Raw genomic sequence first — 12,171 nt, forward strand, 5'->3', positions numbered from 1 at the left:
GCGAAGCGCAGCTTCTCCTCCATGGCGATCGGCACGATCAGCTCGACCTCCATCGACACGTTGTCGCCCGGCATCACCATCTCGGTGCCCTCGGGCAGCTTGCACATGCCGGTCACGTCCGTCGTGCGGAAGTAGAACTGCGGGCGGTAGTTGTTGAAGAACGGCGTGTGGCGGCCGCCCTCCTCCTTGGTGAGGATGTACGCCTCGGCAGTGAACTTCTTGTGCGGCTTCACCGAGCCCGGCTTGCAGACGACCTGCCCGCGCTCGACGTCCTCGCGCTTGGTGCCGCGCAGCAGCACGCCGACGTTGTCGCCGGCCTGGCCCTGGTCGAGCAGCTTGCGGAACATCTCGACGCCCGTCACGGTGGTCTTGACGGTGTCGCGGATGCCGACGATCTCGACCTCCTCGCCCACCTTCACCACGCCGCGCTCGACGCGACCCGTCACCACCGTGCCGCGGCCCGAGATCGAGAACACGTCCTCGATCGGCATCAGGAACGGCTGGTCGATCGGGCGCTCCGGCGTCGGGATGTACTCGTCCACCGAGGCCATCAGCTTGAGCACGGCCTCCTTGCCGATCTCCGGGCTCTTGTCCTCGAGCGCCATCAGCGCCGAGCCCTTCGTGATCGGGATGTCGTCGCCCGGGAAGCTGTACTTCGACAAGAGCTCGCGGATCTCGAGCTCGACCAGCTCCAGCAGCTCCTCGTCGTCGACCATGTCGACCTTGTTCATGAACACGACCAGCGCCGGCACGCCGACCTGGCGGGCGAGCAGGATGTGCTCGCGCGTCTGCGGCATCGGGCCGTCCGCCGCCGACACGACCAGGATCGCGCCGTCCATCTGCGCCGCGCCCGTGATCATGTTCTTCACGTAGTCCGCGTGGCCGGGGCAGTCCACGTGCGCGTAGTGACGGTTCGCCGTCTCGTACTCCACGTGCGCCGTCGAGATCGTGATCCCGCGCGCCTTCTCCTCGGGAGCCTTGTCGATCGCGTCGTACGCCGTGTACGTCGCGCCGCCCGTCTCCGCCAGGACCTTCGTGATCGCCGCCGTCAGCGACGTCTTGCCGTGGTCCACGTGACCGATCGTCCCGATGTTGCAGTGCGGCTTCGTACGCTCGAATTTTGCCTTGGCCATCGCTCGTTATCCTGACGTCGTGCGCTCGTATATGCCCTGCGCACGCGCGCGCTCGCGCGGCTTCGGGCGACGTGGCCGCCCGCTTAGCCGCGTTCGTCCCACGATTCAAGGGGGTTGTTCACGTGCCGTGCGCGCGTGCGCGGGGGTGGCGTCCGTGCGGTTTCAGCCGCCCGTCCCGGTGGGAAGCGCGTCCTCGAAGCTCTGGAACGCGTCGCTCGACGTCACCTCCGAGAGCGGCCGCGCGAGCGTCGCCTGCGCGGCGTCGCCCTTGGCCGCGAGCTTGATCGCCGCGAAGGGCACCGGCACGCGCGTGCCGTCCGGCGTCTCGACCAGCGCCGCGACGAGGCGCCCGCCGGGGATCACGACGAAGTCGCGCACGGTGCCCGCCGTCTCGCCGGAGGGGTCCGTCAGCTCCATGCCCAGGAGGTCGCGCACGAGGAGCGCGTTCTCTCCGGCGTCCTTCAGGGCCGAGGCCGCGTCGGAGATCGAGCCGGTCGGGTCCTCGGGCAGCGTCGCATCCTGCGCGAGGACGGAGCCGGCGGCGAAGGGGACGGCGCCCGCGAGGAGCGCGGCGAGGAGGAGGCGGCGTGCGGGCAATGCGGTTCTCCGTCTGGTTCACGCGCAGGTTCACGCGGGCGGGCCCGCCTCGGATCGTCGTGGCGGGATCAGCCCTGCCAAAGCGCACCGCGCGCACGGGTTCCCCCTCCGAGCGGCCTCACACCGCCGCGCGCGCCACCTCCCCGGCCCGCATCGCCGCGACGAACGCGGCGCCGTCCTCGCGCCCGAGCGCGTATGTCTCCTCGATCGCCGCGGGACGGGTCACGTCGAACTGGCCCACCGCGATGCGGCGCGAGGGCTGGACGTAGGTGCGCCCCGGCACTTCCGGGAGCCGCGCGTAGCGCCGCGTGACCAGCACGAGCGTACGCCCGCCCCGCGCCTCGACGGCGCTCAGCGGCTCCACCGGCACGTTGTCGACGAGCCCGCCGTCGAGGGCCGGCGCTCCCGCGACGAGCCCCACCGGCATGATCGGCGGCACGCTCGCGCTCGCCAGCAGCGCCGCCACGAGGGCGCCGGGGCTGTCGAGGTCGCGCACGCGCACGAACTCGGAGCGGAAGCCGAGCCAGCGCCCCCCGCGCGGGTGCACGGGCTTCGTGACGGTCTTCTCGAGCTGGTAGACCAGCATGCCGAGCGGCACCGCGACCGACAGCGGCAGCCGCCGCGGCGGGCGCGCCACGGCGATCAGCACGTCCGGCGCGCCTTCGGCCGTCAGCCGCGCGAAGGCGTCGGTGTCGAGGATCTCGGTCAGGAGCTCGGAATACATGGCGCGCACGGGAAAGGCCGGCTCGCCCCGGCGCAGCGCCGAAAAGTCGAGGTTCGGCGCGCCCCGCGAGCAGCCCTCGACCACCATCCTGCGCACGCTGTCGCCGAAGCCGAGCATCGAGTAGCACGCGGCCCAGGCCCCCGCGCTCACGCCCACCGCGAGCGACGGCGCGCCGAGCTCGGGGCCGGCGACATCCCAGAATCCGCCCTGCCAGTAGCAGCGGTTGCCCCCGCCCGCGAAGGCGATCGCGTCGAACATGCCCGGCATCGCGCGCGCACCCGTTCAGAACGTCTCGCGGGCGACGTCGCGCCAGGCCCGCAGGATCCGCTCGAGCTCCGCCACGTCCTCGCCGGGCAGGCGCCCGAGGGTGCGTTCGACGAAGCCGCGCTGGGCGGCGATCCCGTCCTTCGCGCGCTGGCGCCCGGCCGGCGTGAGGTGCAGCGCGTGCGAGCGGCGGTCACCGGGGATCGGCCGGCGCTCGACGAGCGCGGCCTCGACGAGCCGGTCGACGAGCCCCGAGACGTTCCCCTTCGTGACGTAGAGGCGCTGCGCCAGCTCGCCCTGGGTGATTCCCTCGCGCTCCGAGAGCGTCGAGATCAGGTCGAATTGCGGGATCGACAACCCGATCGCGCGCAGCTCCGCGGCGATCCCGTTCGACAGGCGCTGCTGCAGCCGCACGAATCGCAGCCACACGCGCACGGTGTCGGGGGTCTCGCCGGAGGCGGGCGCGGGCGTGTCGATCGCGCGCTTCTCGATCGTCTGCGTGGCGGTCATGGCGGCACTCTAGGCGGGCGGATAGTTCAGGTCAAAACCGACGAGCAGCTCAAATAGGCCGAGTCGCGGCCTTGCAACAGGCGCCGGGTTGGCGTATGTCCGCCGCCTCACGTTCGCTCCGGCCGGGGGCTGAACGGACGGTCGCTCGCGCCTTCGTGGCGCCGGCGGCAGGGGCATGCGGCCCCGTCGTCCCGTGTCTCCGCCTTCGAACAATCGCTTTGGGCCTTGGCAGGCTCGGAGGGCTTGGCGCCGATCGGACGCGCGAGACGATGAGAGAAAGGCCGAAAATGGCATTGTACGAGCACGTCTTCCTGGCGCGTCCCGACGTGACGAGCCAGCAGGTCGAATCGATGGTCGAGACCTTCAAGGGGATCATCGAGGGCAACGGCGGCAAGGTCGAGAAGGTGGAGCCCTGGGGGCTCAAGACGCTCGCCTACCGCATCAAGAAGAGCCGCAAGGCCCACTTCACCCTCCTCAACATCGACGCGCCCCATCCGGCGGTGGCGGAGATGGAGCGGCAGATGCGCCTCTCCGAGGACGTCCTGCGCTTCATGACCATCAAGGTCGAGGCCCTCGATCCCGAGCCGTCCGCCATGATGCAGAAGCGCGACCGCGACGACCGGCGTGACGACCGCCGCGGCGACGACCGCGGCCCGCGCGGCGACCGGGATCGCGGCGAGCGTGGCGATCGCGATCGCGGCGAGCGTCGCCGTCGCGACGAGGACACGAGCCAGAGCGAGGAGAGCTGATCATGGCCGGTGGTGCTGCCGGGGGCCGTCGCCCCTTCTTCCGGCGTCGCAAGACGTGCCCGTTCTCGGGCGCCAACGCGCCGAAGATCGACTACAAGGACGTCAAGCTGCTCTCGCGCTACGTGTCGGAGCGCGGCAAGATCGTCCCGTCCCGCATCACGGCGGTGTCGGCCAAGAAGCAGCGCGAGCTCGCCCAGGCGATCAAGCGCGCGCGCATCCTCGGCCTGATCCCCTTCGTGATCAAGTGAGCGCTCGACAGAGCATCTGACCCCCTCGCCCGGCGTCCGCGCCGGGCGCGCTGGGGCGGCCGGGCCCGCCGAGGGCCTTCGAGCCGTCCCTAACCTCGCGAGATCGCGACGGGACAGCGACGTGCATCATTTCATCCCCATCGGCATCGGCGCCGGCCTCGTCTCCGCGCTGCTCACCGCGACGGTGATCCAGGGCAGCGCCATCGCGCTGCTCCTCTACCTGCTCGCGCCGATCCCGATCCTCGTCGCCGCGCTCGGCTGGGACCATCGCGCGGGCCTCGTCGGCGCCGTGGTCGGCGGCCTGGCGCTCGCGGTCGCGCTGGAGCCGGTCTCCGGCCTCGGCTTCGCGCTGGCGAGCGGGCTCCCCGCCTGGTGGCTCGCCTACCTCGCGCTGCTCGGCCGCCCGGCGCCCGACGGCACGACGGAATGGTACCCGCTCGGCCGGCTGCTGGCCTGGATCGCCTCCGTCGCCGCGCTGACCTTCGTCGCCGCCGCCGCCGTTCCCGACTTCGACTACGCGCTCTACCAGGAGCGCGTGCGCGAGGCGACCGCCGCGCTCTTCGCCGCCGAGCCCTCCCTGTCCGGCGCCGAGGGCGTCGACCCGGACGCTCTGGCGACGACGATCGCCGAGCTCGCCCCGGTCTTCGCGGCGCAGGGCTTCACCGTCATCCTCGTGCTCTACGTCTGGCTCGGCGCCAAGATCGTGCAGATCTCCGGCCGTCTCGCCCGGCCGTGGCCGGACATCCCCTCGACCCTGATGCCCCGCGAGGCGGTCTTCGCCTTCCTCGGCGCGGTCCTCGTCGCCAACCTCGTCGGCGGCTTCGTCGGCGTCTTCGCGGCCGCGTTGACGGGCGCCTTCGTCATGGCCTTCGCGCTGCAGGGGCTCGCGGCGATCCACGACGTCAGCCGCGGGCGCCCCGGCCGCGGCTTCCTCCTCTTCGGCACCTACCTGCTGATCCTCTTCAGCCAGGGGCTGATCCTCATCGCGATGCTGCTGTTCGGCATCGCCGACAGCGCATTCCGGCTGCGCCGGCGCTGGTTCTCGGGCGGCCCGCCCACGATTGTCAGAAAACCTCCCAAGGAGTGAGACCGATGGAAGTCATCCTTCTCGAGCGCGTTCCCAAGCTCGGCCAGATGGGCCAGACCGTGCGCGTGCGCGACGGCTACGCCCGCAACTACCTGCTCCCGCTCGGCAAGGCCCTGCGCGCCACCGCGGACAACAAGTCCCGCTTCGAGCAGCAGCGCGCCCAGCTCGAGGCCCGCAACCTCGAGCGCAAGCAGGAAGCGCAGGAGGTGAACGCCAAGCTCGACGGCCAGAGCTGCGTGCTCATCCGTTCGGCGGGCGAGTCCGGCGTGCTCTACGGCTCGGTCGCGACCCGCGACCTCGCCGAGGTGATCACGGCCGCGGGCTTCACGGTCGGGCGCCAGCAGATCCAGCTCTCGCAGCCGATCAAGACGCTCGGCCTGCACAAGGTCGCGATCCTGCTCCATCCGGAGGTCGAGGCGACGGTCACCGTCAACGTCGCCCGCTCGGCGGACGAGGCCGAGCGCCAGGCCCGTGGCGAGGACGTCTTCGCCCGCGAGGAGCTCGACCTCGACGAGCTCGGCCTCGAGGTCGGCGCGGCGCTCGAGGAGTACGAGCGTCCCGGCCGTGGCGGCTCCGACGAGGACGCCCCGCAGACCGGCGAGGAAGCCTGATCCAGGCCACGCGCAGCGCGAGCATCGTCGAGGGCGGCCTTCGGGCCGCCCTCTTCGTATCCGGAGCCCGTCGCCCGACCGCCGGCCCTTCGGCGGTCAGTCCTTCGAGGCCTTCTCCGGCAGCTTCTTGCGGTCGGTGTGGGCCATCTTCTCGAGCTCCTTCTCGCTCATGGACTCGACCATGGAGCGCGAGGCGCCCTTGAGCTCCGACTTCTTCTTGTCCCCGCGCTTGGCGGAGAGCGCCGCTCCGGCGGCCATCTGCTGCTTCTTCGACTTGGCGGGCATGGCGAGCCTCCCTCGTGCGGCCGCATCGCTGCGGCGCTCGACGGGGAACGCGGACTTCCGCGTCGCGGTTCGCATCCGTTCGGAACCCGCTCCCGCGCAGGCTCATTCCCCGGTCGGGGCGCCCGTGCGCCCGCGCATCCCGGACCGGAGCCCGCCATGCAACGCCCCGACGCGCTCTCCACGCTGATCCTCGAGGAGGCCGAGCCTCTTCCGCCGGTCACGGACACGGAGGCGTTGGGGCGCGCCTTCGACCGCTTCGGCGACGCACGCGTCGTGCTGATCGGGGAGGCGAGCCACGGCACGGCCGACTTCTACGAGGCGCGCGCCGCCATCACCCGCCACCTGATCGCGCACCACGGCTTCGACTTCGTGGCGATCGAGGGCGACTGGCCCGATGTCGCCACGCTCGACGCGCACGTCCGCGACCGGCCCGGGGGGATGCGCGAGACGGACGCCTTCCGGCGCTTCCCCACCTGGATGTGGCGCAACGCGAGCGTCGCGCGCTTCGTGGCCTGGCTCCGCGCGCACAATGCCGGCCGGCCGCCCGAGGCGCGGGTCTCCATGCACGGCCTCGACATCTACAGCCTCGACGCCTCCATGGCGGCGGTGGTCGACTACCTGGACGAGGTCGACCCGGAGGCGGCGGAGGTCGCACGCGAGCGCTACGGCTGCCTCATGCGCTGGCGCAACGACCCCGCCCGCTACGGCCGCGCGGCGCTTTCCGCCGGCTATCCGCTGTGCGAGGAGGCGGTGGCCGCGATGCTCACCGACCTCCTCGGCAAGCGCCTCGCCTACCTGCGCGACGGCGGCGAGGACTTCCTCGACGCGGCGCAGAACGCCCGGCTCGTCCAGGCGGCGGAACGCTACTACCGCATCATGTACTACGGCGGCGCGGAGTCCTGGAACCTGCGCGACACGCACATGGCCGAGACGCTGGAGCGGCTCCTGGCCCGCGGGGACGGGGGGCGCAAGGGAATCGTCTGGGCGCACAACTCCCACATCCACGACGCCCGTGCCGCCGACATGGGCCGCACGCAGGGCGAGGTCAGCCTCGGGCAGCTCGCCCGCGAACGCCACGGCGACGACGCCGTGCTGATCGGGCTCGGCACGGATCGCGGCACCGTCGCCGCCGCGTCCGACTGGGACGAGCCGATGGAGGTGATGAAGGTCACCCCGTCGCGGCCCGGCAGCGTCGAGCGCGCCTTCGCGGATACCGGCGCCGAGCGGCTGCTGCTCGATCTGCGCCGCGCCTCACCGGCGCTGGCGGACGCGCTCGCGCAGGAGCGGCCGGAGCGCTTCATCGGCGTGATCTACCGGCCGCGGACGGAGCTCGCGAGCCACTACATGGACGCATCGCTCGCCACGCAGTTCGACGCCTGGATCTGGCTCGCCGAGACGCGGGCGGTGACGCCGCTGCCCCGCGACGCCGGCGCCGGGGCCGCCCAGAGCGGCCCCGACGAGACCTGGCCGTTCGGCCTGTGAGCGCGGGCGCACGCGGCATCCGCCCGCCGGCTCAGCGGCCGCCGTTGCGCCAGGCACGACCGTTGCGGATGGCATGCGGGATGTCCCCCCGCGCGACGCCGATGTCCGCGAGCAGGTGATCCGGCATCGCCTCGAGCATCCGCGCCGCCCGGCGCAGCCGCATCTCGTGCACGATGCCGCCGATCAGGCCACGGAGGAGCCCGGGTTCCGCGCGCGACCGGCCGGGCACGAGGGGCACGCTCGTCGGCGCGCGTTCCGAGCAGGCGGGTGACAGGCAGGTTGCGGACATGGCTCGTCTCCTCTGGCGCGCCGATGCGGCGACGAGGAGACGCTAGCGGGAGGGCTTGCATCATGGAAACGAATGGTCATGATGCCGAGGATAACGAGCCCTTATCCCGGAGTGCGTCATGGCCCGCAACCTCGACACCGCCCTGCTGCGCGCCTTCGTCGCCGTCGCCGAGACCGGCGGCATGACCGCGGCGGCGGGCGTGCTCAACCTCACGCAGGCCGCCGTCAGCCAGCAGATCAAGCGGCTCGAGGAGAGCTTCGGCGGCCGGCTCTTCGAGCGCGAGCGGCGTGGCCTCGCGCTCACCCCCCAGGGCGAGCGCCTGCTCGGCCTGGCGAAGCGTCTCCTCACGGTCAACGACCAGATCTGGGCCGAGATGACGGCGCCGGCCGAGACCGGGGAGATCAGGCTCGGCTTTCCCTACGATCTCGTGCCCGGCTATGCGGCGCCCGTGCTCAAGCGCTTCGCACGCTGCTGCCCGCGCGTCCGCGTGCGGCTGTTCAGCCACGCCTCGCGGGAGATCCGGGAGGCCGTCGAGCGCGGCGAGATCGATCTCGGCATCGTCGAGGAGGTGGCGACCGAGCCGCATGGCGAGACGCTGATGGTCGATCAGCTCGTCTGGGTCGGCGCCCGCGGCGGGGACGCCTGGCTGCAGCGGCCGGTGCCGATCTCCATCGGCTCGGAGACCTGCTCGATCCGCCCGCCGACGCTCGCCGCCCTGCGCGCCGCGGACGTCGACTGGCGCCCGGTGGTCGAGATCGCCAACGTCGACGCGCTCAACGCCACGGTGCAGAGCGACCTCGGCGTGACGACGATGCTCGCCTCCGCCGTGCCGTCCAACCTCGAGATCCTGCCGCCGGACTGCGGCCTGCCGCCGGTGCCGCCGCTGTCGGTGAGCCTCTACCTGCGCCGCGACCACGGCATGCGCGCCGTCGACGACCTCGCCCGCATCATCCGCGAGACCTTCTGCCGCCGGCCCGCGGCGGCCGCGGTCGCCGCGTGAGCGGCGACCTCACTCGGGCGCGAGCAGCGGCGCGAGGGCGCGGCTCTCGCGCTTCTCGAAGACCACCGCTGTCTCGATCTGCTCGACCCCTTCGCGGCTGGTGAAGGCGTCGAGCGCGAGGTCGCGCAGGTGCGCCACGTCGCGCACGACGACATGGGCGACGACGTCGTAGCGGCCCGAGATTAGGAACAGCGCACGCACCTCGTTCACCTGCGCCACCTCCGTCATGAAGCGGTCGACGAGGGCGCGGTCGTGCTTGGCCAGCGTCACCATCAGGATCGCCTCGAGCCCCACGCCGAAGGCCGCCGGATCGAGCGTGACCGTCGCCCCACGGATCACGCCCGCCGCCTCCAGCCGCTTCACGCGCTCGTGCACCGTCGAGCCGGCGAGCCCGACCGCAGCGGCGAGCACCTTGTTGGGCGTCCGGGCGTCGTTCTGGAGAACGCGGAGAATCTCGAAATCGGTTCGGTCGAGGCGCACGTGGCGGGCTCCGGAGGGGAAATTATTCGAATGCCAAAGCTAGTCGTCAGTGCTGTAGTACAACCCTCAATTAAGGTCCACAGAAGAACTGCTGGTGCCAGGTAGGCCGGCGGCATGGAGCATCCACATGCTGATGACGCTCATCAATCACCCGACACCCGCCTTTTCCCTCGAGCCGCACGACGACCCGGACGGTCGCGTGCTCCTCGGCAACATCTACCGTCGAACCATGCCGGTGAGCCTCGCGCGCGTGGCTGCGGCGGTCGAGCGTGCAACGGACATTCGCGTCGACGTCCTCGACCTCAAGGCCCGAGATCCAGCCCGCGAGACCGAATACAAGCGCGTCGACCTGGGTGACCGCATGGCCATCGTCAACCGCATCGGCGCGAGCTTCGACATTGCAGCCGATGCCATCCGGCGATCCGACATTATCGGCCTCTCTAATCATTTCACCTACGAATCGGGTGTTATCCGCGACCTGATCTCCTTCGCGCGGCGGGTTCGGCCGGACGTACGGATCATCGTCGGTGGCGCCGATGCCAAGGCGCGGCCGCAATTCTACCTCGACGTCGGAGCGGACCTCGTGTTCCGGGGCGACGTCAGCCCCGAGGAGCTCGTCTCGAACGATTGGAGCGTCAAGAGGATCGTGGGCGACTACCGCCATCCGTTCTCGGAAATGTCGCGCCCCGCCTTCGACAAGCTGCAACCGGTCTCCCAATACTCCGACAGCCACGACGGGCCGGTCCCCGACGGGGTCGGTACGCCGGTCGGCTTCATCCACTTTACTCGGGGTTGCCCTCGCGAATGCGATTTCTGCGAGAGCCGCCGCACGAAGTTCGAGGCGCTCCCGCTGGCGGATGCTCTGGCGATGATCAACCACTACGCCTCGTTCGGGATTCGGACGCTGAACTTCGCCGACGACAACCTTCTGCTGCTGAAGCGAGACTACCTCCAGGCACTCTTCGCCGCTCTGCGAGAGCGCGGCTTCGCCTGGTAATTCCCGAACGGGCTGGAGGTCGGCCTCTTCGCCCGCAACGGCACGATCGACCATGAGCTCGTGGCGACCCTCTTCGCGAACGAGCGCGATCCCGTGACCGGTCACCATGTCGGAGCCTATCGCGTCTTCATTCCTGTCGAAACGTTCGATCGTCGAGCGAACTACAAGAAGCTGAAGTCGGTCGACCTTCAGAATGCGATCATCGACTCGATCCTCACCCATCGCTTTCCGGAGGTCAACTTCGGAGTCGTCCTCGGATCGGATGCAGACGACGACACCTTCGCGGGTATCGTCGAGGGATACAAGACCATCAAGGAGGTCGTCGGCCGGCACCCGAGCGTCAAGGCTCGATACTCGGTCTTTCATCTCATCCCCATCTCGCTGTTTCGGTCGATGGAAACGAACTTCAGCGTCGACGACTTCCCCGAGGGGTGGAAATTCTACTTCCCGTGCTACGACGGTAAGCACTTCACGACAATGGAGCTGTTCGACCGCCGTCTCGCCACCGTAGGCGTGGTCGATCCCGCCCTCGCCCGCGGAATGAAGACCGGCACGTACGCGTACGCCTAGAGGAACGTCGCCACAGCGTGTCTCGGGACGGAGAGCGAGATGATCCTCGACCATGGTGCCGTGATCCGCCGCCGGTGGCGGCGCAAGGGCGCGGCTAGTGCGAGCGTCGAGGCCGAGCGCGCGCTGGTGCGCCACGGCGGGCACGCCGGCATCGGCGCCAGGCGTCCGGGCGTCGTTCTGGAGAACGCGAAGAATCCCGCAATCGGTTCGGTCGAGGCGCACGTGACTGGCTCCATGCGGGAAATCGTTCGGCTGCGGCCGGCGTAGGATCATGCTCTGATCGACGATGCCGAGCAACCGCCGCATCACAGCCGGAAAGATCCGGCGACGACCGAATGCCGGAGATCCCCATGCCCGCCTCCTACCTCCTCTTCGTGGCGACGGTCGTCAGCCTCATCATGGTCCCCGGCCCGGACATGCTCTACGTCGTCGGCCGCTCCATGACCCGCGGGCGCGTCGCCGCCTTCTGGGCGGCGACGGGGATCGCGGCCGGGTACCTCGTGTTCACGGGGCTCGTGGCGCTGGGCGTCGGGCTCGTGTTCCAGCTGGAGGAGAGCGTCTTCCGCGTCGTCCAGGCGCTGGGCCTCGCCTATCTGTCCTGGCTCGCCTACCGGCTGTTCACGTCGGACGGATCGCTGGTCGAGACCGCGGACGTGCCCGGGATCTCGCGCGGCGAGGACTTCGCGTTCGGCGTGCTGACCAGCGCGCTCAACCCGAAGGGCATCCTGTTCTACTTCGCCATCCTGCCGCAGTTCGTCTCGCCGGCGCAGGGGCCCTTGTGGAGCCAGGCGCTGCTGCTCGGGGCGACGACGAGCGGGCTGTGCCTCGTCCTCTACTTCGCCGCCGGCCTTTTCGCGGATGCCGGCAGCCGGCGCTGGGTCGGGAGCCCGCGCCGCCGCCGGCTGGTGGCGCGCGGCGCCGGCGCCGTGCTCCTCGTCGCCATCGTCCTCGTCGCGACGACGCGCTTTCCCGCCGCGTGAGGCGCGGACCTCACATCCGCCGCGACGCCCACCAAAGCGCGAGCTGCCGGCGCCATTGCGGGATCTCGACGACGCTGCGATAGGGGTCGAAGCCGGGCCGCTCCATGGCCTTCAGGGCCGGCTCGACGAGCGCGAGCGGCAGGAAGGCGGGCTTGATCACGGCGG

At 70.7% G+C, this 12,171-nt stretch carries 17 protein-coding genes; 10 read left to right on the forward strand and 7 right to left on the reverse strand.

All coding sequences use genetic code 11. The features are described from left to right. The 4 genes from tuf to G407_RS0120850 form a co-directional block, all read right to left on the reverse strand. On the reverse strand, positions 1-1,133 hold a 1,133-nt coding region (tuf, locus tag G407_RS0120835; protein WP_029032357.1), incomplete at its 3' end, for an elongation factor Tu. 162 nt (positions 1,134-1,295) lie between these two features. Then, positions 1,296-1,730, reverse strand: coding sequence for a PRC-barrel domain-containing protein (locus G407_RS0120840; RefSeq protein ID WP_029032372.1), 435 nt, complete (start codon positions 1,728-1,730; stop codon positions 1,296-1,298). Between the two features lie 118 nt (positions 1,731-1,848). Next, positions 1,849-2,712 carry a patatin-like phospholipase family protein gene (locus G407_RS0120845; protein ID WP_029032373.1) on the reverse strand — a complete coding sequence of 288 codons (864 nt, stop codon included), beginning with the start codon at positions 2,710-2,712 and terminating at the stop codon, positions 1,849-1,851. A gap of 24 nt (positions 2,713-2,736) precedes the next feature. Further along, on the reverse strand, positions 2,737-3,228 hold the full coding sequence (locus tag G407_RS0120850; RefSeq protein ID WP_084327695.1) for a MarR family winged helix-turn-helix transcriptional regulator: 492 nt from the start codon (positions 3,226-3,228) through the stop codon (positions 2,737-2,739). A gap of 287 nt (positions 3,229-3,515) precedes the next feature. Here G407_RS0120850 and rpsF point away from each other — a divergent pair, with 287 nt between their 5' ends. The 4 genes from rpsF (at position 3,516) to rplI (ending at position 5,923) form a co-directional block, all read left to right on the forward strand. Beyond that, positions 3,516-3,977, forward strand: a complete 462-nt coding sequence (rpsF, locus tag G407_RS0120855) for a 30S ribosomal protein S6 (RefSeq protein ID WP_029032375.1) — start codon at positions 3,516-3,518, stop codon at positions 3,975-3,977. A 2-nt stretch (positions 3,978-3,979) separates the two neighbouring features. Further along, a complete protein-coding gene (gene rpsR / locus G407_RS0120860) occupies positions 3,980-4,225 on the forward strand; it encodes a 30S ribosomal protein S18 (RefSeq protein ID WP_029032376.1) in 246 nt (81 codons plus the stop codon). Between the two features lie 121 nt (positions 4,226-4,346). Continuing rightward, positions 4,347-5,312 (forward strand): DUF2232 domain-containing protein, encoded by a 966-nt coding sequence (locus G407_RS0120865; RefSeq protein WP_029032377.1) that lies wholly within the window; start codon positions 4,347-4,349, stop codon positions 5,310-5,312. A gap of 5 nt (positions 5,313-5,317) precedes the next feature. Beyond that, positions 5,318-5,923 carry a 50S ribosomal protein L9 gene (gene rplI / locus G407_RS0120870; protein WP_029032378.1) on the forward strand — a complete coding sequence of 202 codons (606 nt, stop codon included), beginning with the start codon at positions 5,318-5,320 and terminating at the stop codon, positions 5,921-5,923. A 96-nt stretch (positions 5,924-6,019) separates the two neighbouring features. On the opposite strand, the gene G407_RS0120875 is transcribed toward rplI, so the two are convergent. After that, positions 6,020-6,208, reverse strand: coding sequence for a DUF3008 family protein (locus tag G407_RS0120875; protein ID WP_029032379.1), 189 nt, complete (start codon positions 6,206-6,208; stop codon positions 6,020-6,022). Between the two features lie 156 nt (positions 6,209-6,364). Between G407_RS0120875 and G407_RS0120880 the strand changes: the two genes are divergently transcribed. Next, entirely contained in the window at positions 6,365-7,690 is a 1,326-nt protein-coding gene (locus G407_RS0120880; protein ID WP_029032380.1) for an erythromycin esterase family protein, read from the forward strand. Positions 7,691-7,721: 31 nt separating this feature from the next. Here the strand turns inward: G407_RS0120880 and G407_RS32915 are convergent, their stop codons facing one another. Beyond that, complete coding sequence (locus tag G407_RS32915; protein ID WP_156917664.1) at positions 7,722-7,853, reverse strand: YjiS-like domain-containing protein; 132 nt, start codon at positions 7,851-7,853, stop codon at positions 7,722-7,724. Positions 7,854-8,097: 244 nt separating this feature from the next. Here G407_RS32915 and G407_RS0120890 point away from each other — a divergent pair, with 244 nt between their 5' ends. Next, positions 8,098-8,979, forward strand: a complete 882-nt coding sequence (locus G407_RS0120890) for a LysR family transcriptional regulator (RefSeq protein WP_029032382.1) — start codon at positions 8,098-8,100, stop codon at positions 8,977-8,979. A 9-nt stretch (positions 8,980-8,988) separates the two neighbouring features. Here the strand turns inward: G407_RS0120890 and G407_RS0120895 are convergent, their stop codons facing one another. Continuing rightward, positions 8,989-9,459, reverse strand: coding sequence for an Lrp/AsnC family transcriptional regulator (locus G407_RS0120895; RefSeq protein ID WP_029032383.1), 471 nt, complete (start codon positions 9,457-9,459; stop codon positions 8,989-8,991). Positions 9,460-9,658: 199 nt separating this feature from the next. Here G407_RS0120895 and G407_RS0120900 point away from each other — a divergent pair, with 199 nt between their 5' ends. The 4 genes from G407_RS0120900 to G407_RS29120 all read left to right on the forward strand — a co-directional run bounded on the left by G407_RS0120900 (position 9,659) and on the right by G407_RS29120 (position 12,006). Next, entirely contained in the window at positions 9,659-10,456 is a 798-nt protein-coding gene (locus G407_RS0120900) for a cobalamin-dependent protein (RefSeq protein ID WP_169728819.1), read from the forward strand. Between the two features lie 60 nt (positions 10,457-10,516). Continuing rightward, on the forward strand, positions 10,517-11,026 hold the full coding sequence (locus G407_RS0120905) for a hypothetical protein (protein ID WP_029032385.1): 510 nt from the start codon (positions 10,517-10,519) through the stop codon (positions 11,024-11,026). A gap of 39 nt (positions 11,027-11,065) precedes the next feature. Continuing rightward, positions 11,066-11,293 carry a hypothetical protein gene (locus G407_RS0120910; protein ID WP_029032386.1) on the forward strand — a complete coding sequence of 76 codons (228 nt, stop codon included), beginning with the start codon at positions 11,066-11,068 and terminating at the stop codon, positions 11,291-11,293. Between the two features lie 83 nt (positions 11,294-11,376). Continuing rightward, positions 11,377-12,006: a LysE family translocator gene (locus tag G407_RS29120; RefSeq protein WP_043540308.1), complete on the forward strand. Its 630-nt coding sequence runs from the start codon at positions 11,377-11,379 to the stop codon at positions 12,004-12,006. Positions 12,007-12,171: the final 165 nt, after the last annotated feature.

It is taken from the genome of Salinarimonas rosea DSM 21201 (assembly GCF_000429045.1).
In the GTDB taxonomy this organism is placed as follows: domain Bacteria; phylum Pseudomonadota; class Alphaproteobacteria; order Rhizobiales; family Beijerinckiaceae; genus Salinarimonas; species Salinarimonas rosea.

What these genes read in the sequence shown, in the direction of transcription:
- G407_RS0120845 (WP_029032373.1), bottom strand. Translation starts at nt 2,712, where the DNA reads ATGTTCGACGCGATCGCCTTCGCGGGCGGGGGCAACCGCTGCTACTGG.
- G407_RS0120850 (WP_084327695.1), bottom strand. Translation starts at nt 3,228, where the DNA reads ATGACCGCCACGCAGACGATCGAGAAGCGCGCGATCGACACGCCCGCG.
- rpsF (WP_029032375.1), top strand. Translation starts at nt 3,516, where the DNA reads ATGGCATTGTACGAGCACGTCTTCCTGGCGCGTCCCGACGTGACGAGC.
- rpsR (WP_029032376.1), top strand. Translation starts at nt 3,980, where the DNA reads ATGGCCGGTGGTGCTGCCGGGGGCCGTCGCCCCTTCTTCCGGCGTCGC.
- rplI (WP_029032378.1), top strand. Translation starts at nt 5,318, where the DNA reads ATGGAAGTCATCCTTCTCGAGCGCGTTCCCAAGCTCGGCCAGATGGGC.
- G407_RS0120875 (WP_029032379.1), bottom strand. Translation starts at nt 6,208, where the DNA reads ATGCCCGCCAAGTCGAAGAAGCAGCAGATGGCCGCCGGAGCGGCGCTC.
- G407_RS0120880 (WP_029032380.1), top strand. Translation starts at nt 6,365, where the DNA reads ATGCAACGCCCCGACGCGCTCTCCACGCTGATCCTCGAGGAGGCCGAG.
- G407_RS32915 (WP_156917664.1), bottom strand. Translation starts at nt 7,853, where the DNA reads ATGCGGCTGCGCCGGGCGGCGCGGATGCTCGAGGCGATGCCGGATCAC.
- G407_RS0120890 (WP_029032382.1), top strand. Translation starts at nt 8,098, where the DNA reads ATGGCCCGCAACCTCGACACCGCCCTGCTGCGCGCCTTCGTCGCCGTC.
- G407_RS0120910 (WP_029032386.1), top strand. Translation starts at nt 11,066, where the DNA reads ATGATCCTCGACCATGGTGCCGTGATCCGCCGCCGGTGGCGGCGCAAG.
- G407_RS29120 (WP_043540308.1), top strand. Translation starts at nt 11,377, where the DNA reads ATGCCCGCCTCCTACCTCCTCTTCGTGGCGACGGTCGTCAGCCTCATC.